The sequence below is a fragment of the Maricaulis sp. CAU 1757 genome (genome assembly GCF_054482675.1).
The window spans coordinates 358,637-381,156 of record NZ_JBTLRI010000003.1 but is presented as its reverse complement, the minus strand read 5'-3'; the positions used below and the strand labels follow the sequence as shown (position 1 = coordinate 381,156).

21 protein-coding genes are annotated in these 22,520 nt (G+C 65.4%); 10 read left to right on the top strand and 11 right to left on the bottom strand.

Annotated features, from left to right (window positions below; all coding sequences use genetic code 11):
• Window positions 1-5: 5 nt before the first annotated feature.
• The 5 genes from ligD (at window position 6) to ACXYMR_RS10825 (ending at window position 7,615) form a co-directional block, all read left to right on the top strand.
• Window positions 6-2,447, top strand: a complete 2,442-nt coding sequence (gene ligD, locus ACXYMR_RS10845) for a DNA ligase D (RefSeq protein WP_458942878.1) — start codon at window positions 6-8, stop codon at window positions 2,445-2,447.
• A 16-nt stretch (window positions 2,448-2,463) separates the two neighbouring features.
• Window positions 2,464-3,822, top strand: coding sequence for an MBL fold metallo-hydrolase (locus tag ACXYMR_RS10840; RefSeq protein WP_458942877.1), 1,359 nt, complete (start codon window positions 2,464-2,466; stop codon window positions 3,820-3,822).
• A 292-nt stretch (window positions 3,823-4,114) separates the two neighbouring features.
• Window positions 4,115-5,899, top strand: a complete 1,785-nt coding sequence (locus ACXYMR_RS10835; protein ID WP_458942876.1) for an ABC transporter ATP-binding protein — start codon at window positions 4,115-4,117, stop codon at window positions 5,897-5,899.
• A gap of 60 nt (window positions 5,900-5,959) precedes the next feature.
• Window positions 5,960-6,796 (top strand): thioredoxin family protein, encoded by an 837-nt coding sequence (locus tag ACXYMR_RS10830; RefSeq protein WP_458942875.1) that lies wholly within the window; start codon window positions 5,960-5,962, stop codon window positions 6,794-6,796.
• Between the two features lie 6 nt (window positions 6,797-6,802).
• On the top strand, window positions 6,803-7,615 hold the full coding sequence (locus ACXYMR_RS10825) for a PhzF family phenazine biosynthesis protein (protein ID WP_458942874.1): 813 nt from the start codon (window positions 6,803-6,805) through the stop codon (window positions 7,613-7,615).
• 52 nt (window positions 7,616-7,667) lie between these two features.
• Here the strand turns inward: ACXYMR_RS10825 and ACXYMR_RS10820 are convergent, their stop codons facing one another.
• Window positions 7,668-8,180, bottom strand: a complete 513-nt coding sequence (locus ACXYMR_RS10820) for a hypothetical protein (protein ID WP_458942873.1) — start codon at window positions 8,178-8,180, stop codon at window positions 7,668-7,670.
• 189 nt (window positions 8,181-8,369) lie between these two features.
• Between ACXYMR_RS10820 and ACXYMR_RS10815 the strand changes: the two genes are divergently transcribed.
• Complete coding sequence (locus ACXYMR_RS10815) at window positions 8,370-9,677, top strand: trypsin-like serine peptidase (protein WP_458942872.1); 1,308 nt, start codon at window positions 8,370-8,372, stop codon at window positions 9,675-9,677.
• A gap of 3 nt (window positions 9,678-9,680) precedes the next feature.
• Here the strand turns inward: ACXYMR_RS10815 and ACXYMR_RS10810 are convergent, their stop codons facing one another.
• Complete coding sequence (locus ACXYMR_RS10810) at window positions 9,681-10,946, bottom strand: alpha/beta hydrolase (protein ID WP_458942871.1); 1,266 nt, start codon at window positions 10,944-10,946, stop codon at window positions 9,681-9,683.
• Between the two features lie 67 nt (window positions 10,947-11,013).
• On the opposite strand from ACXYMR_RS10810, the gene ACXYMR_RS10805 reads away from it, so the two are divergent.
• Entirely contained in the window at window positions 11,014-11,673 is a 660-nt protein-coding gene (locus tag ACXYMR_RS10805) for a lysoplasmalogenase (protein WP_458942870.1), read from the top strand.
• On the opposite strand, the gene rpoH is transcribed toward ACXYMR_RS10805, so the two are convergent.
• The 4 genes from rpoH to ACXYMR_RS10785 form a co-directional block, all read right to left on the bottom strand.
• Window positions 11,666-12,553 carry an RNA polymerase sigma factor RpoH gene (gene rpoH, locus ACXYMR_RS10800; protein WP_458942869.1) on the bottom strand — a complete coding sequence of 296 codons (888 nt, stop codon included), beginning with the start codon at window positions 12,551-12,553 and terminating at the stop codon, window positions 11,666-11,668. The two genes, ACXYMR_RS10805 and rpoH, sit on opposite strands and share 8 nt — an antisense overlap.
• A gap of 273 nt (window positions 12,554-12,826) precedes the next feature.
• Window positions 12,827-13,219: a hypothetical protein gene (locus tag ACXYMR_RS10795; protein WP_458942868.1), complete on the bottom strand. Its 393-nt coding sequence runs from the start codon at window positions 13,217-13,219 to the stop codon at window positions 12,827-12,829.
• A gap of 82 nt (window positions 13,220-13,301) precedes the next feature.
• Window positions 13,302-13,670 (bottom strand): hypothetical protein, encoded by a 369-nt coding sequence (locus ACXYMR_RS10790; RefSeq protein ID WP_458942867.1) that lies wholly within the window; start codon window positions 13,668-13,670, stop codon window positions 13,302-13,304.
• A gap of 151 nt (window positions 13,671-13,821) precedes the next feature.
• Window positions 13,822-14,376, bottom strand: coding sequence for an RcnB family protein (locus ACXYMR_RS10785; protein ID WP_458942866.1), 555 nt, complete (start codon window positions 14,374-14,376; stop codon window positions 13,822-13,824).
• Window positions 14,377-14,515: 139 nt separating this feature from the next.
• Here ACXYMR_RS10785 and ypfJ point away from each other — a divergent pair, with 139 nt between their 5' ends.
• Complete coding sequence (gene ypfJ / locus ACXYMR_RS10780; protein WP_458942915.1) at window positions 14,516-15,406, top strand: KPN_02809 family neutral zinc metallopeptidase; 891 nt, start codon at window positions 14,516-14,518, stop codon at window positions 15,404-15,406.
• A 35-nt stretch (window positions 15,407-15,441) separates the two neighbouring features.
• Here ypfJ and ACXYMR_RS10775 read toward each other — a convergent pair whose 3' ends face one another.
• The 3 genes from ACXYMR_RS10775 to ACXYMR_RS10765 are packed head-to-tail and all read right to left on the bottom strand — an operon-like array spanning window position 15,442 to window position 18,982.
• On the bottom strand, window positions 15,442-16,734 hold the full coding sequence (locus ACXYMR_RS10775) for a dihydrolipoamide acetyltransferase family protein (RefSeq protein WP_458942865.1): 1,293 nt from the start codon (window positions 16,732-16,734) through the stop codon (window positions 15,442-15,444).
• Between the two features lie 2 nt (window positions 16,735-16,736).
• Window positions 16,737-17,750 (bottom strand): alpha-ketoacid dehydrogenase subunit beta, encoded by a 1,014-nt coding sequence (locus ACXYMR_RS10770; protein ID WP_458942864.1) that lies wholly within the window; start codon window positions 17,748-17,750, stop codon window positions 16,737-16,739.
• A gap of 2 nt (window positions 17,751-17,752) precedes the next feature.
• Window positions 17,753-18,982 carry a thiamine pyrophosphate-dependent enzyme gene (locus tag ACXYMR_RS10765; RefSeq protein ID WP_458942863.1) on the bottom strand — a complete coding sequence of 410 codons (1,230 nt, stop codon included), beginning with the start codon at window positions 18,980-18,982 and terminating at the stop codon, window positions 17,753-17,755.
• 182 nt (window positions 18,983-19,164) lie between these two features.
• On the opposite strand from ACXYMR_RS10765, the gene ACXYMR_RS10760 reads away from it, so the two are divergent.
• The gene (locus tag ACXYMR_RS10760) at window positions 19,165-19,644 is read left to right on the top strand and encodes an Lrp/AsnC family transcriptional regulator (protein ID WP_458942862.1); all 480 of its coding nucleotides are present in this window, start codon (window positions 19,165-19,167) and stop codon (window positions 19,642-19,644) included.
• Between the two features lie 24 nt (window positions 19,645-19,668).
• Here the strand turns inward: ACXYMR_RS10760 and ACXYMR_RS10755 are convergent, their stop codons facing one another.
• A complete protein-coding gene (locus tag ACXYMR_RS10755) occupies window positions 19,669-20,565 on the bottom strand; it encodes a LysR family transcriptional regulator (RefSeq protein WP_458942914.1) in 897 nt (298 codons plus the stop codon).
• A 102-nt stretch (window positions 20,566-20,667) separates the two neighbouring features.
• Here ACXYMR_RS10755 and ACXYMR_RS10750 point away from each other — a divergent pair, with 102 nt between their 5' ends.
• Window positions 20,668-21,171, top strand: coding sequence for a lactoylglutathione lyase family protein (locus ACXYMR_RS10750; protein WP_458942861.1), 504 nt, complete (start codon window positions 20,668-20,670; stop codon window positions 21,169-21,171).
• Between the two features lie 70 nt (window positions 21,172-21,241).
• Here ACXYMR_RS10750 and ACXYMR_RS10745 read toward each other — a convergent pair whose 3' ends face one another.
• Window positions 21,242-22,432, bottom strand: coding sequence for a thiolase family protein (locus ACXYMR_RS10745; protein ID WP_458942860.1), 1,191 nt, complete (start codon window positions 22,430-22,432; stop codon window positions 21,242-21,244).
• Window positions 22,433-22,520 lie beyond the last annotated feature (88 nt).

Here is a 22,520-nt window from a genome sequence, read left to right as displayed (position 1 = left end):
CAGTATTGGCCAAGAAGCGCGACCTGCTCGAGCGCTACAATGAAATGCGCAATTTCGACGAGACGCCGGAACCGCGCGGACGCCGCGCGCGCACGACCGGACAGGCTTTCGTCATCCAGAAACATGACGCGACGCGGCTGCACTATGACCTGCGCCTGGAGGTCGACGGCGTGATGAAGAGCTGGGCGGTGACCAAGGGGCCGAGCCTCGATCCCGCCGAGAAGCGCCTGGCGGTGCGGACCGAGGACCACCCGGTCGATTACAACGCGTTCGAGGGTGTCATTCCCAAGGGCTATGGCGCGGGCACGGTCATGGTGTGGGACCGCGGCACCTGGTCGCCCGATGGCGATGCCAAGGAAGGGCTCGACAAGGGGCACCTGAAGTTCAGCCTGGACGGCGAACGCCTGAGGGGCGGCTTCGCGCTCATCCGCTTGAAGAAGCAGTCGGGCAAGCGCGAGAACTGGCTGCTGGTCAAGCAGAAGGACGACACCGCCGACCCGGCCACTGATCCGATCGAGACCTGGACGGAGAGCGTGGTGAGCGGACGCGGATTCGAGGCGATCGAGAAGGATGAAAGCATGGCCCGGACCAAGCTCGGCTTCGTCAAACCGCAACTGGCGACGCTGGCGGATGCGCCTCCGCAAGGCCGGGAATGGCTGCACGAGGTCAAGTATGACGGCTATCGCATGCAGGCCCTGATTGAGGACGGCACGGTTCGCCTCATGACGCGCAATGGCAAGGACTGGACGCACCGGTTTCCGGTCATCGCGCAGGGCCTGAAGGCGATCAAGGCGCGCCGGGCCATCATCGACGGCGAATTGGCGGCGCTGGATTCCGAAGGCCGCAGCCGGTTCGGAGCCCTGCAGGGCATCGGCAAGGGCGGCAAGGCGGTGCTGGCCTATTTCGCGTTCGACCTGCTGCAGGAAGATGACGAGGATTTCCGGGCCAAGCCGCTGACCCGCCGCAAGCGGGCGCTGGCCCGCGTCCTCAAGCCGACCGGTGCGTGTATCCGCTATTCCGACCATATCCGTGGCAAGGGCCAGTCGGTGATCGAGAATGCCTGCCAGATGCAGCTGGAGGGCGTGATCTCGAAACGCGCCGACGCTCCCTATCGTTCTGGCCGCGGGCGCGACTGGATCAAGTCGAAATGCGTCGGCAATGACGAGTTCGTCATCGGCGGCTACCGGCCCTCGGACAAGGCCGGGCGGCCGTTCTCCTCGCTCCTGCTTGGCGAGTACATCGATGGTGAACTGGTCTATCGCGGCCGCGTCGGCACCGGGTTTGACGACGACATGCTGGACAGCCTGATGGCGCGCATGCGGCGGCTGGCGAGGAAGACGGCACCGTTCGCCGACGTGCCGCGCTCGGTGGCGTCCGATGCGGCTTGGCTGACCCCGAAACTGGTAGCCCAGATCGCCTATACCGAGCGCACCGATGACGGCGTGCTGCGGCATCCCAGCTTTCTCGGCCTGCGCGACGACAAGCCGGCGGACGAAGTGCGCACACCGGAGCCGGCGGCCGAGGCGGACGAAAGCTCGCCCTCCGACACGCCGGTGATTGCCGGCATCGCGATCTCGCACCCGGACCGGATCGTGTTCCCCGATGCCAAGCTGAGCAAGGCCGAGGTTGCGGACTACCTGGATGCGCACGCGGACCGGCTGCTCGAGCATCTGGCGGGGCGACCGGTCAGCCTGCTGAGATGTCCGGAAGGGCGCACCGGCGAGTGCTTCTTTCAGAAGCGCCGCACCGACGGCATGCCCGAGGCGATCAAGTCCGTCGAGGTCACGCTGTCGGACGGCAAAACAGCCCCATTCATGTGCATCGAGGACCGGGCCGGCCTGATCGCGGCGGCCCAGTTCGGAGCCCTGGAATTCCATGTCTGGGGCGCACGGGCGGACCGGCTTGACCGGCCCGACCGGCTGGTGATCGATCTCGACCCGGACGAGGGGCTGGGCTTCGACGAGGTGCGCGCCGCCGCCCGCGATGTGCGCGACGTGCTCGACACGCTGGGCCTGCAGACCTTCCCGCTGCTCACCGGCGGCAAGGGAATCCATGTGGTGGCGCCGCTGGAACGTCGACGCCCGTGGCAGGATGTGCGCGCCTTTGCCCGCGGCGTCGCACGGCAACTTGCCGAGGCCGACCCGGACCGCTTCGTCGCCACGGCGGCCAAAAGCAAACGCAAGGGCAAGATCTTCATCGACTGGCTGCGCAACCAGGACGGTGCCACCGCGATCGCGCCATTCTCTCCGCGGGCCCGCGAAGGCGCGCCGGTGGCCACTCCGGTCGGCTGGGAGGAGCTGGGGCGGATGACTGGTGGCAATGCCTATGCCGTCGACACCATCGATCGTCGCCTGAGCCAGCTCAAGGCCGATCCGTGGGCCGAGTATGCAGCGGTTCGCCAATCCATCACCAAGGCCCAGCTCGAGGCCGTGAACGCAAATCCCTGATCAAGAGGAGGACCCCATGTTTCTCGAACGCATCCGGACCGACGGACTGGCGCATTTCTCCTGGATGATTGGCGCCGGCGGCGAATGCGCCGTGATCGATCCCCAGCGCGATATCGAACGCTACCTGGAGATGGCCCGGGACAAGGGTGCCCGTATCACCCACATCTTCGAAACCCACCGCAATGAGGACTTCGTCACCGGGGCGGCAGCATTGGCCGAGGCGACCGGTGCTCCGGTGTGGCACGGCCCCAATGCCGACGGACCGGTCCACCACGCGCGCACCATCAAGGACGGCGAGAGCCGCGAGGTCGGCAGTCTCGTCCTGCGCGTGCTGGAGACGCCGGGCCATACCGAGGACAGCATCTCCATCGCCGTGACCGATTGTGATTACGCGGACGGCGCGGTGGCCGTGTTCACCGGCGATGCCCTGTTTGTCGGCGATGTCGGACGCACGGACTTCTATCCGGACCGGGCCCGCGAAGTGGCCGGCAAGCTGTGGGACAGTTTGCAGAGAATCCTTGCCCTGGGCGACCAGGTCATCCTGTGCCCGGCCCACGGGGCGGGATCGACCTGTGGCGGCGACATGGCCGACCGCGAGTTCTCGACGCTCGGGCACGAGCGCCGCAACAATCCTCGGCTGCAATGTGATCGTGACGCCTTCATCGAGGCCAAGCTGGCCGAGCACCACTACCAGCCACCCTATTTCCGGCTGATGGAGGATCTCAATCTCGACCCGCCGGGACGCTGTGCCCATCCCGCGGCGCCGACGATCATGCCGTGGCCCAAGCTCAGGGACTGCGAGCCGGACATCATCCTCGACCTGCGCTCGGTCAATGCGTTCCAGGGCGGCCATCTGACCGGCTGCCAGTCCCTTCCCCTGCCGATGATCGCCTCCTTCGCGGGGTGGATGCTCGAGCAGGACACGCGCATCGGGCTGGTCGCCGGAAGCGGACAGGAGGCGGAACAGGCGGCCCGGCAATTGTGCCGCCTCGGGTTCGAGCATGTCGTCGGGGCGGCCACCGAAGTGGTCGGCCCGGTCGCCAGCGGGGCCGAGTTCTCAACGCTTCCCGCCGTGGATACCGAGTGCGTCCGCAGGCGGCTCAACGAGCCGGGCGGCTGGATGCTGCTCGATGTGCGCGCGATCGACGAATTCGAGAGCGGCCACATCGAGGGGGCCCGGCACTGCTATGTCGGCGAGGTTCTCAAGTCGCCCGGCAGTGTCGGAGTGGACGGTCCCGTCACCGTGCTGTGCGCCAGCGGCGCCCGGGCCACGCTGGCGGCCTCGGCCCTGCAGCGCGCCGGCCTGGACGAGGTCGATGTTTATCTCGGATCGACCGGCGCCTGGCAGGCGGCGGGGCATGACCTCGTGAGCTGACCGCCTGTTCGGGCTGTGCCCTGAAGGACACGATGCGCGGTCCAATCGGCCGGGCCCCGCACCTGCCTGCTTGCCTCGGGCGGCTCGCAGGACTAGGGCTGGGCGGTCCGAAACATCGGAGGGCTGACCTGTGAGCACTTTCATCTAGACGCGTGGCCGGTGCGCCACCCGTTGCCGTGACCGCCATCCTCGCCTGCGAGGCCGGCCCACGGACCCGTCGACGCACTGCCGACCCGTCCCCGATGAAACTCGCCATGAGGATGGATCCCGATACCGGGATCCTTGGCCCGACATGAACGACACAGCAATTTCCGATGAACAGGCGGCGCGCCGTCGCGAGCTGAGCAATTGGCAGGTTCTGCGCTATCTGGCGCGGCAATGGCGCCGCCGCCCTGCCCTTTTGACCGGCATGATTTTCTTCATGGCCGCCGCAACCGCGGTCGAGCTGATGATCCCGCTCGCCGCCGGCCGGCTGATCGATGCCCTCGCCGCCGGTCCGGCCGAGAGCAGTCCGTGGGGCAGTTTTGCGCTCTACATGGGCGTGGCCATTGGCTATTACGCCCTGCGCCAGTTGGCGTCGCGCTGCGAGGTGCCGTTCTCCTCGGCCAACATGGCCGACCTGACCAGCGAGGCCTTCGCCAAGGTCCAGCGCTTCTCGCTGGACTGGCATGCCAACACCTTTGCCGGGTCCGTCGTGCGCAAGATCACCCGCGGCATGTGGGCCTATGACGTGTTGACCATAAATCTGCTCTTCGGCATCGCGCCGTCGGTGGCAGTGATGCTCGGCATCTCCAGCCTGATGGCGGTGCGCTGGCCCCTGGTCGGTGGGGTCGTGCTGATGATCATGTTCGCCTTCATCGCCTCCAGCCTCGCGCTGAGCCGGTACTACATCCGGCCGCAGAACCTGCGCTCCAACCGGCTCGACTCGGAGATCGGTGGCGCCCTGGCGGATGCCATTGGCGGCATCGCCACGGTCAAGAGCTTCGGTGCGGAGGCCCGCGAGGACAAGCGTTTCACCGATCTGGCCTGGCGCTGGCGCGCGGAAGCCAAGAAGACCTGGCTGCGCTTCGTCAATTCCTGGCTGGTCAACATCGTCACCGACCTGTCGATGCAGGCGGCGCTGGTCGGCCTGCTGGTCTGGCAATGGTCGCGCGGCGCCGCCAGTGCCGGCGACGTGGTGGCGGCACTGACCGCCTACATGATCGTGTCGGGATACATGCGACGCTTCGGCGAACAGGTGCAGCAGGTCCAGAAGAGCATGGACGAGATCCAGGACCTGGCCGTGTTCGACCTGATGGAACGCAATGTGCCGGACCGCCCGGGGGCACCGGATTTCCAGCCTGGCGAGGGCGCGATCAGCTTCGACAAGGTCGATTTCACCTATGCCGGGCAGACGAGGCCACTGTACAGCAAGTTCTCGCTGGCCATCGAACCGGGCGAGAAGGTCGCCCTCGTGGGCCCGACAGGCTCGGGCAAGTCGACCTTCGTGAAACTGCTGCAACGGCTGTACGATGTGAGCGGCGGCGCTGTGCGCATCGACGGCCAGGACGTGCGCTCGGTGAGCCAGTCCTCACTGCGCCGGCATATCGCCCTGGTGCCGCAGGACCCGGCCCTGTTCCACCGCTCGATTGCCGACAATATCGCCTATGGCAGTCCGGAGGCGACACTCGACGATGTCCGCGCCGCGGCCCGGGCGGCGCATGCGGATCGCTTCATCGAACGCCTGCCTGCCGGCTATGACACGCTGGTGGGCGAGCGGGGCGTCAAGTTGTCGGGCGGCGAGCGGCAGCGCGTAGCCATCGCCCGGGCCATTCTCGCCGACGCACCCATCCTGGTGCTCGACGAAGCCACGTCGAGTCTCGACAACGAGACCGAGCGCGACGTGCAGGCGGCGATGGAAGCAGTGATGGCGGGGCGGACCACGATCCTGATCGCGCACCGCCTGTCGACCATCCGCAATGCCGACCGCATCCTGGTGTTCGAGAATGGCCGACTGGTCGAACAGGGCACACACGATGAACTCTCGGCACTTGACCAGGGCCTGTATGCGCGGCTGGCTGAACTCGCCACCGCCTAGGGTGTGGCGCCGATGAGAGGTGCGTGCTTTGTTGTCGACGCTTAGCGGAAAGACGATTTGATGCGTTTCCTGACCACACTCCTGGCCTGCCTGGCCCTGTTCGCTCCAGCCGCCTTCGCTGATGACGCGCATCCGCGCCCGTTCGACGGCAATTTCAGCGCCATGGCCGAGGTGGACCAGGCGCTTGAGGAAGCCCGGGCGGAGGAAAAGCGGCTGCTGCTCATCCTCGGCTCCAACTGGTGTCATGACAGCCGGGGCCTGGCGCACCACTTCAGCGATCCGCATTTGGCGGCGACGCTGGAGCAGCATTTTGTCACCCGGTATGTCGATGTCGGCTGGCGCGACCAGAACCAGGACGTGGCCCGGCGCTTCGGTGTGCCGGCAGTCTATGCCACGCCCACGGTGCTGGTCATCGATGCGCGCGAGGAAACCCTGCTCAACCGGGATGAACGCAGTGACTGGACGACCGCGGCCTCCCGGCCGGTCGAGGAAGCGCGGGCCTGGTTCGATCGCTGGGCGGTGAGCGGCCCGCCGCGCATCGGCCTGCTGGAAAGCTCGCTGGTCTATCAGGCCATGCTGGTCGAGATCGAGATCTACGAAGAGGCTGAGGCAACGCGGCTGGCGCGCGCTTATCGCGACATCGCCACCTGGCAGGGTCTGCCTGCCGAAGAGCGACCCGACGACTTCGGCGCCCGTGAGGCAGAGGTCGAGATCTGGCGGCGCGCCCTGCCGCGAGAGATTGCCAGCCTGCAGTCCGAGGCCCGCCGCCTCGTCGCTGCCGAACTCGCGAGTATCGCCGGTGGCGAGCCGATCAGTGCCGAAACGGTCGCCGAGCTCGATGCGGGCGACCCCGACCTGTTCCTCGAATACACGCCGCACACGAGCGAGCACTGGTAAGCGCCGATGACCCGTATTCCATATTTCGAGATTCACGCATTTGCGGATCCCGACCGGCCGTTTTCCGGCAATCCCGCCGGCGTGTGCCTGCTGGAAGCGTTTCCGGAAGACGCTGTGCTGGCTGGCATCGCCCAAGCCAACAACCTGTCGGAAACGGCCTTTCTCGTGGCGCGCGGCGGGGATTGCTGGGACTTGCGCTGGTTCACCCCGTCCGTCGAAGTCGACCTGTGCGGTCATGCGACATTCGCGGCAGGAGCCGTGCTGTTCGAAGGGGAGAAAGTGGACTCCGCCACAGCGCGCTTCCTGACCCGGTCGGGCGAATTGCGGGTGACACGGGAGCATGACGGGCTGGCCATGCAATTGCCGAAAAACGGGTATGAACCCTGTCAGCCCTCAGATGAGTTGCGGGCAGCGCTGGGCTTCGCGGGCGACCCGGAAAGCGTCTTCACGGTCAACCGGCTGCACGGGGCGGACTACCAGATGTGGGTGGTCGATGGCGAAAAGACGGTGCGTCAGGCGCAGCCGGATTTCAGTGCCCTGCGGCGCATTGGCTGCAATGTCATACTGACCGCACGCGGGGATGAAAGTGATTTCGTGTCACGCTTTTTTGCCCCGGCATCCGGTGTCGATGAGGACCCGGTGACGGGGTCGGCGCATTGCACACTCGGGCCGTACTGGAGCGAACGCCTGGCAAAGTCGACGCTGCGGGCGCGGCAGATCGGCCCGCGTCCCGGGGCCCTCTCGGTAGAGAGCAACGATACCGCGGTCACCCTCAAGGGTCTGGCCCGAAGCTATCTGGATGGCCATATCCGGATATGAAAAGAGCGCGGCCGGCAGCCGCGCTCTTTCCAGGTCGGATAACCCGCACCCATCAGTTTCCAAAGGTAAAGGTGATGCTGGCGCCGCTGCCATTGCGATAGCGGTGGTGGCCGTACGGATCGTAGCGGTCGTAGCGGCTGTAGCGATCATAGCGATCGCGGGGATGATAGCGGTAGCGGTCATGCGGGCGTGAGGTGTAGACGCGCACATCAACGGCGATCTGCTCGCCGTAATGACCGGTGCGGTAATAGCGACCGTCGCGACCAACCCGAATGACGCCGGGCGATCCGTTATGGGCACCGTCGCGCAGGTAATCCCTGCGGTCGTCCCAGCGCGACGGCTCATAGCTCCACGAGCGGGTCGGGCAGTTGATCTGGGCCCGATCGCGGCGGTCGTGCAGGCTTTGACGTCCGTAGCCGCGACGCTGATCGCGCAGATCCTCGCGCAGATCGGGGCAGGTCGAAGCATCTACATACCAGGTACCGGCGCTGGCCGGGCCCGCAACAACGAATGTGCCGGCTACCGCCAAGGCCGCCGCGCTCACAACAGATTTGAGGGGCATCATGGCTCTTTCCTTCAACTCGGGCAGGTCGGGGGACCCTGCCATCTGCTCGAGGTTCTAGCGGGTCGCGCATGAGACCGCGTTGAATACCGTGTTCATCCGCCAGTCATCTTGCGCACCCTTTATCTGTATGGCCGCTTGGCGGATCGCCCGCGGGCGTGGCACAAGGGCTTCAGGGGACAGGAGACCGCCATGCATCGACAGTTGATCACAGCGACCCTCGCCATCGCGGCGAGCCTGGCCGCAAGCGGTGCCGTATGGGCGCAAGCCGACACCACGGGGCTGGCCGGCGCTCCCCTCGAGGACCGCCTGAGCAGCCGCGAGATTGGTCGCTACCTGCATCAGACCGGAGCCAAGCCCCCCAAGCCGGGTGGTGGCGACGGGCTGGCGGCCGGATATACCGGCAACGACACCTGCCAGTGGGCCAATGACGGCGAGTGTGACGACCCGGGCATCGGGACCGGCGCTTGCGAGACCGGCACCGACTATTCCGATTGCTGGCGCCTGGTCACCGGCGTGGAAGATGATTCCTGCCAGTGGGCCAATGACGGCGAATGCGACGAGCCGGGTTTCGGCACCGGCGCCTGCACCCAGGCCACCGACCTGTCGGACTGCGGCGACGTGATTCATCTGCGCTTCCGCAATGACAGCTGCGAAACCGCCTTTGACGGCGTGTGCAATGAACCGGGCGTGGGTGACGGCACATGCGAAGAGCGCTCCGACCGGGCCGACTGTTTCGGTCGTGACCGGCCGCTCGGCATCAATGACCATTATTTCGGCCGCGACGACCGGGTCTTCATGGACACCGCAGTCTTCCCGTGGAGCGTGATCGGACAGGTCGACTTCGACGCCGGCGGCGCCTGTACGGCGACCCTGATCGGCGAGGATGTCCTGGTCACGGCCTCGCACTGCATCAATGACGAGGGCCGCACGGATGCGCGAGGCGTGTTCCGCACCGCTTTCGACCGTCCCGGCGGCGCGCTGGAAGCCCGCGTCATCGACTTCTTCATCGCTCCGGAATGGGATGAGAACCTGTTCTCCTCGACCGACGACCATGACGGGACCGACTGGGCCCTGTTGCGCATCGACCAGCCCCTCGGCGCCGAGCTCGGGCATGTCGGGGTGCGCGGACTGGTCGCCGAGGGCGGCCCCGAGGCCGCCCTGTCCGCCGAGTTGTTCCAGGGCGGCTATAGCTGGGATACCGGCGCCCACCTGTCCGGAAACCTGGGCTGCACCATGGTCGAGATCTTTGACGACAACACCATGGCCCATAATTGCGACACCACGCGCGGCGACAGCGGCTCGCCCTTCATGGTCCGCGAAGGCGACCAGTATTTCGTGGTCGCCACGGATTCCAACTTCCGCTCCAACCCGGGCGGCCCGATGATCTACATCGCCGCCCGCTCGGAAGGCTGGCTGCCGTATCTGGAAGACTTCCAGGCCGGACGGATCGGCAATTCGAGCCCGCGCCCGCGCGGTCCCGGGAAACCGCCGAAATAGGGATTATTCGGCGTCGCCGATGAGGGCGACCAGGCCGCCGACCAGGGCCTGGCGCCATCCGGCGACGTCGTGGCCGCCGCCATATACCGCCAGAGCCGCCTCATAGCCCGCTTCGGTCAGGCCCGCCTCCATGCGCCGATTGGCGTCCATCATGACATGGCCGGCATTGGTGGCAGTCACGACCGTCTCCAGCGATCCGACCGCGAGGTGGAAACGCGGCCGCGCGGCTGCGTCCGCAGCCGGTCGCGACGCCAGCTCCCGCAGCAGCCACTCCGGCGCTTCGCCCTCGGGTGCCCAGTAGAATGACCCCGACATCGACAGCACGCCGCCGATCCGGTCGGGGTGAGCGAGCGCCGCGATGCTGCCGGCCAGCCCCCGCCGCGACGCCCCACCGACAACGACAGCCCGGCGCGGCGGCTCCAGCCCAGCTTCCCTCCGAAGCCCCGGCAGGAGTTCCGTGGCGATGAAGGCGGCCTGGTCTGCATAACGCTGTCCGGCGCTGGCGCTGTCGAGCTGATCGATCAACACCACATGGGTTGGCGGAATACGGCCGGCCTCGGCCAGATTGGCCACGATCTGCCATGCCGGTGCCCGCACGCCCCAGAGAAAATCGTCATAGAGGATCAGGACGGGAGAGTGCTCATGGCCGCCTGCGGCCCGGTGAAGCCTGACCCGGACAGGTCGCTTCAGCGACTGGCTGTCAATCGTCAGGTCGCGCCTTTCCACGCTGTCCCGACGCGGCCGCAGGGCCCGGTCGGGCTCGGCCGCGTCCAGCACCAGGACGGCCTCAGAGCCGATGCCGCCGAGGCGCCGGGGATTGGCCGGGTCGGTATGGCGCTGCCAGCCATCTCCGGCATCGACCAGGAAGGAATAGGCTGCCTGAAGGTCACGCGGAGCGTCGAGCGTGAGGGCGAAGATCGAGCTGTTCGCGACGGGCCGCATGGGCAGGGTGAAGTCGGCGACATAATCCGTCACCGGGCCGGGTCGCTCGACAGCATTGACGACACTGTCGAGTCGCACCGACCGGGTGCCGGGCGGGGCGCGAAAGAGAAAGGTGATGCGGGACAGGTCGGTATCGTCGGGATGACGGTCCAGCAAGGGCAGCCCCCGGGCCGTGATGCGGCGCCACACCTCATCCTCGGCATGGGGGCGTGCGCGCAATTCCTGTTCGAGATCGGCCACCGAGGAAAGGGGCGGTGCGGCCCTGGCACCGGTGGCGACAAGGCACGCGACGACCAGCGCGCCGATGATGACCAATCCCGCTTTCAACCTGCCTGCCCCCTTGTGCCGTTGCGGTGACAGGCTAGCGTGGCAGACGAGGTTTGGGGAAGCCGCGATGATCACCATCACATCCATCTGCAAGACCCGGCTCGAAGCCGCTCTTCTGCTTGGCTCCGTCGGTCTGGGGCTGGCCTATCTGTTGGACAGTTTCGGTATTTCGGCCCCCTACCCCGCAGATGTGGCCATCAAGGCGGCCGGCATCGTCCTGCTGGCCGCCTATGCCTGGGGACGTCGCCACCCGGTGCTGGCATGGGCGCTTCTGGCGGGTGCGGCAGGAGATGTGGCGCTGGCTCTGGAGCCGCCCCTGCTCCTGGCCGGAATGGCGGCGTTCGCCGTCGGCCACGGGCTCTATATCGCCCTGTTGTGGCGCTGGCGGCACGCGCTGGGAAGTCGCGGTGTATGGGGCTGGCTGGCAGCGGCCGGGCTGGTCGCCTACGGGATCGTCATGCTGGTCTGGCTGCAGCCGTATTTCGCAGATCTCAGGGGGCCGGCATCGGCCTATCTGGTCATCATCCTGACCATGGCAGTGCTGGCGGTAACGGCGCGGACACCGGCACTGGCCGTGGCCGGCGCACTGATCTTCGTGGTGTCCGACAGTGTCCTGGCGGTCCGGCTGTTCACAGACCTCTGGCCGGGCGCCGACTGGGTGGTCTGGACCACCTATTTCAGCGCCCAGTTCCTGATCGCGACAGGCCTGGCGAGAGGGGCTAGTTGAGCAGGCCGCTCTCGCGGGCCATGGCCTTCATGGCCTTCTGCAGTTTCTCGAACGCGCGCACTTCGATCTGGCGGATACGTTCGCGGCTGACACCGTAGTGATCAGCCAGCTCTTCCAGGGTCTTGGGGTCTTCTGACAGGCGGCGCTCCTGCAGGATGTGTTGTTCGCGCTCATTGAGCTCGCCCATCGACATCTGCAGCAATTCCATTCGCGTATCGAACTCGTCGGACTGGACCAGTTCCTCTTCCTGCGTCTCGGCCTGATCGTCGGACAGCCAGTCCTGCCACTGGCCTTCGCCTTCGGTACCGCGCAGCGGTGCGTTGAGCGAGGCGTCGGGACCAGACAGCCGCCCATTCATCGACACGACCTCGTCAGTGGTGACGCCGAGCTTGGTGGCGATTTCCTCGACCTGGTGCGGCTTGAGATCTCCCTCGTCGAGGGCCTGCATCTGGCTTTTCATGCGGCGCAGGTTGAAAAACAGCTTCTTCTGCGCGGCCGTCGTGCCCATCTTCACCAGCGACCAGGAGCGCAGGATGTACTCTTGGATCGAGGCGCGGATCCACCACATGGCATAGGTGGCGAGACGGAAGCCCTTGTCGGGATCAAATTTCTTGACCGCCTGCATCAGGCCAACATTGCCTTCGGAAATCACCTCGGCGACCGGCAGGCCGTAACCGCGATAACCCATGGCGATCTTGGCCACGAGACGCAGGTGGGACGTCACCAGCTTCTCGGCCGCTTCGGCATCCTCGTGCTCGCGCCAGCGCTTGCCGAGCATGAATTCCTCGTCCTTTTCCAGCATCGGAAAGCGACGGATCTCGGCCAGATAGCTGGACAGACCCTGTTCCGGGGAAAGTGCGACTGAAAGTGCGTTGGCCATGATGTTTTCCTATCCCTCCCGGGTGCCGAATGAGCGCGCAAAGACCCTCATTCCCCGGCCCGAGACCTATTTAGGGAGCCGATGCGGCAATTGTTAGCCCCTCATGTGCTGGTTTGGTGCCGATTGTGTACGGGACCGCGGATCGCTGCGGCCGGCGCCGGGCGCGGGTAGGTGCAGGGCTAGCAATCTAACGCTCGTCGCCCGATCTCGTTCCGATCGGGCCGAGGTGCTGACAGGATGGGGGGCGATCCCGCCATGCTGTACCGGGACTGCCTATTTGGCCGGCGGCTGGAACTTGAGATAGCCGCGCTCGACCATCCGCCGCATCGCTTCATAGGCTTCCGTCAGCTCGTCATAGGCGGATCTCAGATGCGTCAGGCGACCGACTTCCTGCTCGCTGAGCGGGGACCGGCTGCGCGCCGCGGACATGGCCGCATCAACCCAGGCGCTGCGGGCCTTGGATGCAGTCAGGGCGAGGTTCTGGAAATCCTCGATCGTGACGTGATGGATGGTCTTGTTCATCACCGCCTGGTTGGCAGCAAAGACCGTGTAGTCGATCTGTTCGAGATGGCCGCGTCGCTTGCGCTGTTCGGCCGGGTCCTCGATCAGGTCGGGCTCGAAATGGTCCGATACCCGGCGATAACTGGACGTCGAAATTTTGGCCATGCCTTGCCTCCGGCAGGGGTCCGAAGACAAAGCATGGCCATGGCGCGATTAAAAAGTTGTGTAGAGATTGCCTCGTATTAGATCAGCCAGTCGCTTTTCCGGGCATGGGAGGCGCCAGATCGTCGCGATAATGCTCAACAAGAGCCGCATCGCGCTCCACGTAAACATCAACACTTGATGTATTAGCCTGAGCAGAACCAATGACCGGGTACTGAGCCATAAGCAAAGCAACACCGGCAATGAAGGACAGAAGGCTGATCTTCAGGGTCTTGCTTTCCATTTTTGGCCACCTTTCATTTCTTTTCATTCGTCGTGTGATTAAGAAACGATGAAAGGGCCGATCGGTTCGCAATTTTATTTTCAGTTCTGCAGGGAACGAATTCCGGATTCCGATATCTTCTGATTTTTCAAGGAAAAAATTTGGGAATTTGGGGTTGACAAGCGCTGACATATTTTTTCGGGAGAGTTTCCGACCACCCATCAAGCCTGTTTTTTTTCAGCCGGAACCAGACCAGCGGCCTGCCCCAGAACCCGGCCTCCGGACGCAAACAGAAACGCCTCACGACCGGTCCACACGCGCTGGAGCCTGACCTTTTGGTACTCTAGCCAACCGAAGACAGCCGGGCCCGGATCCGCTGGGTGCCGGATTCAACAAGCAGGAATTCTCCGTCGGTGCGGACATAATAGTGACCGCGCGGAGCCGGATTGAGGCCGTAGGCTCGCGGCGAGCGGACGACAACGTAATTATTGCCGATCAGGCGCTCTTCCAGCTGGTAGGACGCCCCCCGCTCGAGGGATGGGGTTGGCTTGCTGACGACCCTTCCGGGCACCCCCACCGAGCGGTTCGCGTGCTCCGCCGGGCGGTTCCAACCGGCATGCCGCGCCAGGTATTCGCGATTGTCGAAATCGTCCTCCCAGGCAGCCGGTGCCGCGTCGGTCCAAACCTGTTCGCCGTAACGATAGGCGTCCGTATCCCAGGGGGCACGCTCACCGGCATGCTCGAGTGCGCCCTGCTGGCCGTGGCCCGGCGCGCCACACAAGCCATGCGCGTCAGGCGGGCACGCGGGCGGTGCGGACTGGGCAGCCGCCGCTCCGGCCAGGGCGGGCCACGCCAGCAAGGCGAGCGTCAGGCTGACAAGTCTGGTTGATCTGGACATGGTCCTACCCGTGCGAGCTGATATGCATGCAACGCACCCGACCTGAAGAGGTTTCCCTGATGCCGTACTGAAACGCGGGAACTTCCCCCGGCGCGCACCGTTGCCTGAACAACCAACCAATCAGGGAGACATCGCGATGGTGCAGTGGCGCGGCCGACGCGGCAGCCGGAATGTAATTGACCGCAGGGCCACACGCTACCGGAGTGCTGGTCGGGGCGCCGGCCTTGCCCTCCTCCCCCTCCTGTACCGGGTCTTCGGATGGAAAGGCGCGCTGGTTGCCGCCGCCCTGATTGCGGGATTTGTGTTCTTCACCGGCGGCAATATCGGCTCCGTGGCCGGCCTGCTGACCGGAAGCGGCAGCCAGCCCCAGGCGGTGCAGGGTGAAGCGCCGCCCGGGACGGAAGAAGCCGCCCGGTTTGCCTCCGTCATCCTGGCCGACACTGAAGACGTGTGGTCGGCGGTGTTCGCCGAGAACGGGCAGACCTATCGCGAGCCCGAACTCGTCCTGTTCTCTGACGCTGCACAGACCGATTGCGGCTTTGCCAGCGCCGCTGTCGGCCCCTTCTACTGCCCCTCCGACGAACGCATCTATATCGATGTCCGCTTCTATGACGAGCTGGCGCGTATGGGCGCGGGTGATGGCGACTTCGCCCAAGCCTATGTGCTGGCCCACGAAGTCGGCCACCACGTCGAAAACCTGTTGGGGGTGCTGGAGCGCTCGCGACAGGGCGCCCAGACGGGTCCCGACAGCGCCGCAGTTCGGGTCGAACTGATGGCCGATTGTTTCGCCGGACTGTGGGCGGCGCGGGCGGACCGGCGCTTCGCGATCCTGGAACCGGGCGATATCCAGGAGGGCCTGGCCGCGGCCAGCGCCGTTGGCGATGACACCATTCAGCGCCAGGCGGGGCGAAGTGTCACTCCGGACAGCTTCACCCACGGCAGCGCCGAACAGCGCCAACGCTGGTTCATGCGCGGCTATGAAAACCCGCAGCTGGCGCAGTGCGACACGTTTTCCGCCAGTCAGCTCTGATTGAAAAAGGGCCAGCGCTCGCGCTGGCCCCTGGATCACATGAACAACGTCGCCGGGTTTTCCAGCAACCCCTTGACGCGTTGCACCAGAAGCGCCGCATCATAGCCGTCAACAATACGGTGGTCGAAGCAGCACGACAGGTTCATGACCTTGCGCGGCACGACCCGGCCGGCAGCGTCGAAGCGCGGCAGCTCCTGCATCTTGTTGACGCCGATAATGGTGACTTCCGGCGCATTGAGGATCGGCGTCGTGACAATGCCGCCCATGGCGCCGAGCGACGATATCGTGATCGTCGATCCGCTGAGCTCATCCTTCGATGCCTTGCCGGCCTTGGCCGCAGAGCCGAGCCGTTTCAGCTCCGCGGCAATGTCCCAGATGTCCAGGCTTTCCGCGTGCTTGATGACCGGCACCATGAGGCCGTTGGGCGTCGCCGCGGCGACCCCGCAATGCACGGCGTCATGCTTGGTCAGCACCATCGCCTCGCCGTCGAAATGGGCATTGGCCTGGGGCGTTTCCGGCAAGGCCTTGGTCAGCGCCATGACGAGGAAGGGAATGAAGGTGAGCTTGGTCTGCTCGTCCGACTTGGTGGCATTCAGGTGCGCGCGCAGCTCCTCCAGCGCCGTAACGTCGATTTCCTCGACATAGGCGATGTCCGGAATGGTGCGCTGGGCGTGCGACATGTTCTCGGAAATGCGTCGGCGCAAGCCGATCACCTTCTCCTCGGTGACGCCGGTCCGCTTGGCCCGGCCGCCCGCCGGACCACCGCCGACCTTGCTGGCCAGGCGACCGCCGGAGGCGATGAAATCATCCAGGTCCTGGTGCGTGATGCGGCCGGCCGGTCCGGTGCCCGGTACGGCGCCCAAATCGAGGTCGGCGTCGAGGGCCCGCTTGCGCACCGCAGGGCTGGCCAGCGGGCGCTCGCCTTCGGACCGGGCCGCCACGCCTGGAGCGGCTGTGGCCGCCGGCTGTGCCTTGGCAGGCTCCGGCTTGGAGTCCGGCTTGGGGTCAGCCTTGGCCGCGGGCGCCTCATCCTGGGCCGGGGCGTCCGCAACCTTGGCCTCTACCTCGGCATCGTCCGGCACGGCGCCATCGACGGCGATGAACATGATCTCGGTGCCAACCGCGATGACATCACCCGGCTCACCGACCAGCTTGGTCACCTTGCCGTTGACGGCGCAGGGGATTTCCACCGTCGCCTTGTCGGTCATCACATCGAGGACGTGCTGGTCTTCCTTGACCGTGTCGCCTTCCTTGACATGCCATTCGACGATTTCGGCCTCGACGATCCCCTCGCCGACATCGGGCATCTTGTAGCGGTATTCGCTCATGATCAGGCCTCCAGCACTTCGCGCATGGCATTCTTGAACCGGTTCGGTCCCGGGAAATAGGCCCATTCGTGGGCATGCGGATAGGGCGTGTCCCAGCCGGTGACGCGCTGAATCGGCGCCTCGAGCGCGTAGAAGCACTCTTCCTGGATCTGGGCCGCCAACTCGGCGGCGAAGCCGGAGGTGCGCGGCGCTTCCTGGGCGACAATGCAGCGCCCGGTCTTGTTGACCGACCGGGCAATGGTCTCGATGTCGTAGGGCACCAGGGTACGCAGGTCGATCACCTCGGCATCGATGCCCTCGGCCTCGGCCGTGGCCTCGGCGACGTGGACCAGCGTGCCATAGGTGATGATGGTCAGTTCACTGCCCTCACGCACCACTTCCGCCTTGCCGATCGGCAGCGAGTAATGCTCCTCCGGCACTTCGCCCTTCGGGTGCTTGGCCCAGGTCGACAGGGCCTTGCCCGGGTCGCCGTCGAAGGGCCCGTTATAAAGGCGCTTGGGCTCGAAGAAGATGACCGGGTCCGGGCTTTCCATGGCCGCGATGAGCAGGCCTTTGGCGTCATACGGGTTGGAGGGCATGATGACCTGGACACCCGGGATCTGGGTAAAGAAGGCCTCCGGACTCATCGAATGCGTCTGACCACCGCGAATACCGCCGCCGCAGGGCGTGCGGATGGTCACCGGCGTGGTGAACTGACCGGCCGTGCGGTAGCGGATGCGCGACAGCTCGGAGACGATCTGGTCGAGCCCCGGGAAGATGTAGTCGGAGAACTGGATTTCGGCGACCGGCTTGAGGCCACGTGCGGCCATGCCGATGGCCATGGCGACGATGGCCGCCTCGTTGATCGGTGCGTCAAAGCAGCGATCGAGTCCGTACTTCTCCTGCAGACCGGCGGTGACGCGGAAGACGCCGCCGAAATAGCCGGCATCCTCACCGAAGACGAGCACGTCCGGATCGCGCTCCATGACATTGTCCATGGCCGAGTTGAGGGCCTGGATCATGTTCATCTTGGCCATGATCAAACTCCCAGGTCGCGGCGCTGGCGCTCGAGGCGCCAGTCCGGTTCTGCATAGACATCTTCGAAGATGGTGTGGGTCGGCGACAGCGGACCGTCGTGCAGCGTGCCGTGGCTTTCCGCTTCCTTGTAGGAGGCGATGACCAGCTCATCGAGCTCCTTCTCGAGGGCGGCGTGGCGCTCATCGTCCCACTCGCCGAGACCGATGAGGTGGTTCTTCAGGCGCTCGATCGGATCGCCAAGCGGCCAGGCCTCATTCTCGTTCTTCGGGCGGTAACCGGCCGGGTCGTCCGAGGTCGAGTGTGGCGCAGCACGGTAGGTATAGCTCTCGATCACAGTGGCACCATGGCCGGCCTGGGCGCGTTCGCGGGCCCATTTGGTGGCTGCGTAGACGGCGAGGAAGTCATTGCCGTCGATGCGCAGCGAGGCGAGACCGTAGCCGATGCCCTTGAGGGCGAACGTCTCGGCCTGGCCGCCGGCAATGCCCTGGAAGGTCGAAATGGCCCACTGGTTGTTGACGATGTTGAGGATGACCGGCGCCTTGTAGGTCGAGGCCAGCACCATGGCGCCGTGGAAATCGCCCTCGGCCGAGGAGCCCTCGCCGATCCAGCTGGCGACCACGCTGTCGTCATTCTTGTAGCGATTGCCCATGGCATAGCCGACGGCCTGCGGAAACTGGGTCGTCAGATTGCCCGAGATGGAGAAGAAATTGCCCTCGGCCCAGGTGTAGTGGACGGGCAGCTGGCGTCCCTTGAGATTGTCGCGGCTGTTGGAGATGCAGTGGCACATCATGTCGACGATGTCGCGGCCGCGGGCGAACAGGATGCCCTGCTGCCGGTAGGACGGGAACACCATGTCTCCCTTGTCGAGCGCCATGGCGGCGGCGACGGCGACGGCCTCCTCGCCGGTCGATTTCATGTAGAAACTCATCTTGCCCTGGCGCTGCAGCTTCTGCATGCGCTCGTCATAGACCCGGGTCAGCACCATGTGGCGCAGCCCCTCGCGCAGGGTCTCGGCGTCGAGCTTGGGATCCCAATCACCCACCGCCTGGTGGTTGTGGTCGAGAACGCCGATCAGGCCGAGGGCGAGATCGCGCGTCTCGCGGCCGTCCACGGACGGGTCGGGACGCTTGGCCTCGCCGGCGGGCTGCAGCTCAAGATGGGAGAAGTCGGGCGTGTCGCCCGGGCGCGCGTGCGGCGCGGGTACATGAAATCGCGGTTCGGAATGTGCCATGGTCTCTCACTGGATGATCGGCCGTACATGCCGGGCAGCGCACCATCGGCACAAGCCGGGGCGCGAGGGCGTCTAACGCGGATAGGCCGGACTTGTCTACTATTCCGGTGCGATGCTTGTGCCGGGTTCGCAAACCCCAAGGGCTCGCCTAGTTTGCCCTGACACCCAAGCCGGAGGCCGGGATGAGCGCCCAGATCGACGCCATCGATGTAAGAATACTCGAAGTCCTGCAGGAAGATGCGGGTCGCTCCGTTGCGGACGTCGCGGACATGGTCGGCCTGACCGCCTCGCCGTGCTGGCGTCGCATCCGTCGGCTGGAAGCGGACGGCATCATTCGCCGGCGCTCGATCGAACTGGACCGGCGGGCCCTCGGCCTGATGTTCACCGCCTATCTCGAGGTGAAGATCCAGCCAGCCCGCAAGGTCAATTACGAGACCTTCGAAGCGGCCATGCTGAACTTTGACGAAGTCACCGAAGCCTGCACCATGACCGGCCCGTATGACTACCTGGTCAAGATCGTCGTGCCGGACATCGACGCCTACAACCAATTCGTCCAGGACAAGCTGATCCCGCTCGATGTCATCGGCGACTTCCGGACCTCGGTGCAGATCCGCGACATCAAGCAGGGGCAGGCCCTGCCATTAGGGCACCTCGGAAGCTGACGCACCGTCATCCGGCGGTGCCATTCACGCCTGCGCCAAAGCGGATCCGACCGACCGGCACAATTTAGCCAGGCGTTTCGCCCGCGCGGGCAGAACCCGGCCGCGCCGGGTCACCAGCCACAGGTCGTGGAAATGTCGCTGCGGCAGCGGGACGATATTCAGGCTGGCACGATCCGGGTGCACCTCAACGCCACTGCGCGGCAGCAATGTATAGCCGACACCGCGCGCCACCGGGGCCGGGATCTGGCTGATCTGGTTCACGAATGCACGGGTGCGCAGGCGGTCGGCGCCCTCGAACTCGTCGGCGAAGTTCAATGCGAGCAACTCGTCTGCATAGCGGGCTCCATCCGGGTGGTCGATGAAACCCAGCGCGTCGAGGTCGGCCAAACAGGACGGCACGGCCTTGGCGGTTGCAGCCATGATCAGGCACAGCTCCTCGCGGCCGATCAACTCGGCGGCCAGCCGCGGGTGGCCCGGATCGCGGTCGCACACGCCGAGGTCGAACCGGCCCTGGACGACCCCGTCGGCAACAGCGGGCTGAGGCGCCGCCTCGATATGAACACGCAAGCCCGGCGCTGTCCGCATCAGGGAGAAGACTTCCGGCCCCAGCAGGATGGCGAAGCTTCCAGAACAGGCAATTGAGACCTCGCCCTGGTCAGGATCGTCGAGCATGACAGCCTGGCGCAGGCGATCTTCCTGCTCGCGCCGCGTCCGCCCCAGCGCGAACACCAGCTCGCCGGCCGGAGTCAGCGTGAAGTCCCGCCCCTGGCGGGTGATCAGCGGCTGACCGATCTGGCGCTCGAGCTTGCGGACATGCTGTGACACGCCGGGCTGGGTCATGTGAAGGCGCTCGGCCGTACGGGTGAAATGGCCGATTTCGCACAGCGCGGTGAACGTTTCGAGCCATTGGGCGTTGAGCATGTCTTGGCTCATTTCGTTATCAAAAACATTCCAAACGATAATTGGAAGTTCTGATAGCGCCAACCTACCTCCTGTTCACACAGCAATTTCGAGGAGCGCCCAATGTCCCAGACCCCGACCCCCCGCACCTTCTCCCACATTGGCCTGTCCGTCCCGGACGTCGAGGCCGCGGTCAAGTTCTACCGCGACGTGCTCGGCTTCTACATCATCATGGAGCCGACCGAGATCGTCGAAGACGACAGCCCGATCGGGCAGATGTGCACCGACGTCTTCGGCCCCGGCTGGAAGAAGCTGCGAATCGCGCATATGTCGACCGCTGACCGGGTCGGCATCGAGCTATTCGAGTTCAACGAGAACAGCGCCCCGGACAACAATCTGGACTTCCGCACCCACGGCACCTTCCATTTCGCCATCCAGGATCCCGACGTGGAAGGCCTGCTCGAACGCATCGTGGAGGCCGGCGGCAAGCAGCGCATGCCGGTGCGCCATTACTATCCGGGCGAGAAACCCTACCGCATGGTCTATGTCGAAGACCCGTTCGGCATCGTTTTCGAGCTCTACAGCCACAGCTATGAACTGACCTATTCGGCCGGCGCCTACACCTAGGACAGCCGGGAATTAGAAAAGGGCGCGACCAGCCGGTCGCGCCCTTTGTCGTTCAGCGTGGTCAGTCCGGTCAGGCCAGGCGTTCGACCGCAACCGCGGTGGCTTCCCCGCCGCCGATGCAAAGCGAGGCCACCCCCTTGGTCTTGCCGTGCTTTTCCAGCGCCGCAAGAAGGGTGACCATGATGCGGGCGCCGGAGGCGCCGATCGGGTGGCCCAGCGCACAGGCGCCGCCATTGACATTGATGATGTCGTGGGAAATGCCCAGTTCCTTCATCGCGATCATCGGCACCACGGCAAAGGCCTCGTTGATCTCCCACAGGTCGACATCCTCGATCTGCCAGCCGGCGCGCTCGACCACCTTGCGCATGGCGGGCACCGGAGCCGTGGTGAAATAGGCCGGCTCGTGCGCGTGCGCGGCGGTGGCGACGATCTTGGCGACAGGCTTGAGGCCGCGGCGTTCCGCTTCCGACAGGCGCATCAGGATCAGCGCCGCGGCACCGTCGGAGATGGCCGAAGCGTTGGCCGCCGTCACCGTGCCATCCTTGGAGAAGGCCGGGCGCAGGCTCGGGATCTTTTCCGGCATGGCCTTGCGCGGCAGCTCGTCGGTATCGACCGTGACCTCGCCCTTGCGGGTCTTGTAGGTGACCGGCGCGATCTCGCGCTTGAAATCACCGTCCTTGGTGGCGCGCTGGGCGCGGGCCAGGGTTTCCAGGGCGTAGGCGTCCTGCTGCTCGCGGGTGAATTGATGCTCTTCGGCAATCATGTCCGCGAACACGCCCATCGGCTTGAACTCGTAGGCGTCCTCGAGCCCGTCCTGGGCCATGTGGTCCTTCAGCGTGTCGTGGCCATACTTGAAACCGCCACGGTGGCTGGGCAGCATGTGCGGCGCGTTGGTCATCGACTCCATGCCGCCGGCGATGATGATTTCCGCATCACCCGAAAGGATGGCGGAGCGGCCCATGATGGCCGCCTGCATGCCCGAACCGCACATCTTGTTGAGCGTCGTCGCCTCGACCGATTTGGGCAGCCCCGCCTTGATCGCGGCCTGGCGGCCCGGGGCCTGGCCCTGGCCGGCCATCAGCACATTGCCCATCAGGATCTGGTCGACATCGTCGCCGGCAAGCCCCGCCTCTTCCATCGCCGCCTTGACGGCCACGGCGCCCAGCTCATTGGCCGACATCGTGGACAATTCGCCGAGCAGGCCACCCATCGGGGTGCGGGCCATGCCGACGATGACGATCGGATCGTCGTGTGCGCTCATTGGGGTCTCCTCCAGAATTCAGTTGCCGCGCATGATGAAAACCTGCGCGTCCGGGTCAAGCGATTTCGCAGGTGCAGCATCGGTGGGT

Coding starts and splice junctions, on each gene's coding strand:
- ACXYMR_RS10840 (WP_458942877.1), top strand. CDS start 2,464: ATGTTTCTCGAACGCATCCGGACCGACGGACTGGCGCATTTCTCCTGG.
- rpoH (WP_458942869.1), bottom strand. CDS start 12,553: ATGGCCAACGCACTTTCAGTCGCACTTTCCCCGGAACAGGGTCTGTCC.
- ACXYMR_RS10750 (WP_458942861.1), top strand. CDS start 20,668: ATGTCCCAGACCCCGACCCCCCGCACCTTCTCCCACATTGGCCTGTCC.
- ACXYMR_RS10790 (WP_458942867.1), bottom strand. CDS start 13,670: ATGTCAGCGCTTGTCAACCCCAAATTCCCAAATTTTTTCCTTGAAAAA.
- ACXYMR_RS10795 (WP_458942868.1), bottom strand. CDS start 13,219: ATGGCCAAAATTTCGACGTCCAGTTATCGCCGGGTATCGGACCATTTC.
- ACXYMR_RS10835 (WP_458942876.1), top strand. CDS start 4,115: ATGAACGACACAGCAATTTCCGATGAACAGGCGGCGCGCCGTCGCGAG.
- ACXYMR_RS10815 (WP_458942872.1), top strand. CDS start 8,370: ATGCATCGACAGTTGATCACAGCGACCCTCGCCATCGCGGCGAGCCTG.
- ACXYMR_RS10755 (WP_458942914.1), bottom strand. CDS start 20,565: ATGCTCAACGCCCAATGGCTCGAAACGTTCACCGCGCTGTGCGAAATC.
- ACXYMR_RS10785 (WP_458942866.1), bottom strand. CDS start 14,376: ATGTCCAGATCAACCAGACTTGTCAGCCTGACGCTCGCCTTGCTGGCG.
- ACXYMR_RS10805 (WP_458942870.1), top strand. CDS start 11,014: ATGATCACCATCACATCCATCTGCAAGACCCGGCTCGAAGCCGCTCTT.
- ACXYMR_RS10770 (WP_458942864.1), bottom strand. CDS start 17,750: ATGGCCAAGATGAACATGATCCAGGCCCTCAACTCGGCCATGGACAAT.
- ACXYMR_RS10765 (WP_458942863.1), bottom strand. CDS start 18,982: ATGGCACATTCCGAACCGCGATTTCATGTACCCGCGCCGCACGCGCGC.
- ACXYMR_RS10760 (WP_458942862.1), top strand. CDS start 19,165: ATGAGCGCCCAGATCGACGCCATCGATGTAAGAATACTCGAAGTCCTG.
- ACXYMR_RS10830 (WP_458942875.1), top strand. CDS start 5,960: ATGCGTTTCCTGACCACACTCCTGGCCTGCCTGGCCCTGTTCGCTCCA.
- ACXYMR_RS10825 (WP_458942874.1), top strand. CDS start 6,803: ATGACCCGTATTCCATATTTCGAGATTCACGCATTTGCGGATCCCGAC.
- ACXYMR_RS10820 (WP_458942873.1), bottom strand. CDS start 8,180: ATGATGCCCCTCAAATCTGTTGTGAGCGCGGCGGCCTTGGCGGTAGCC.
- ACXYMR_RS10745 (WP_458942860.1), bottom strand. CDS start 22,432: ATGAGCGCACACGACGATCCGATCGTCATCGTCGGCATGGCCCGCACC.
- ACXYMR_RS10775 (WP_458942865.1), bottom strand. CDS start 16,734: ATGAGCGAATACCGCTACAAGATGCCCGATGTCGGCGAGGGGATCGTC.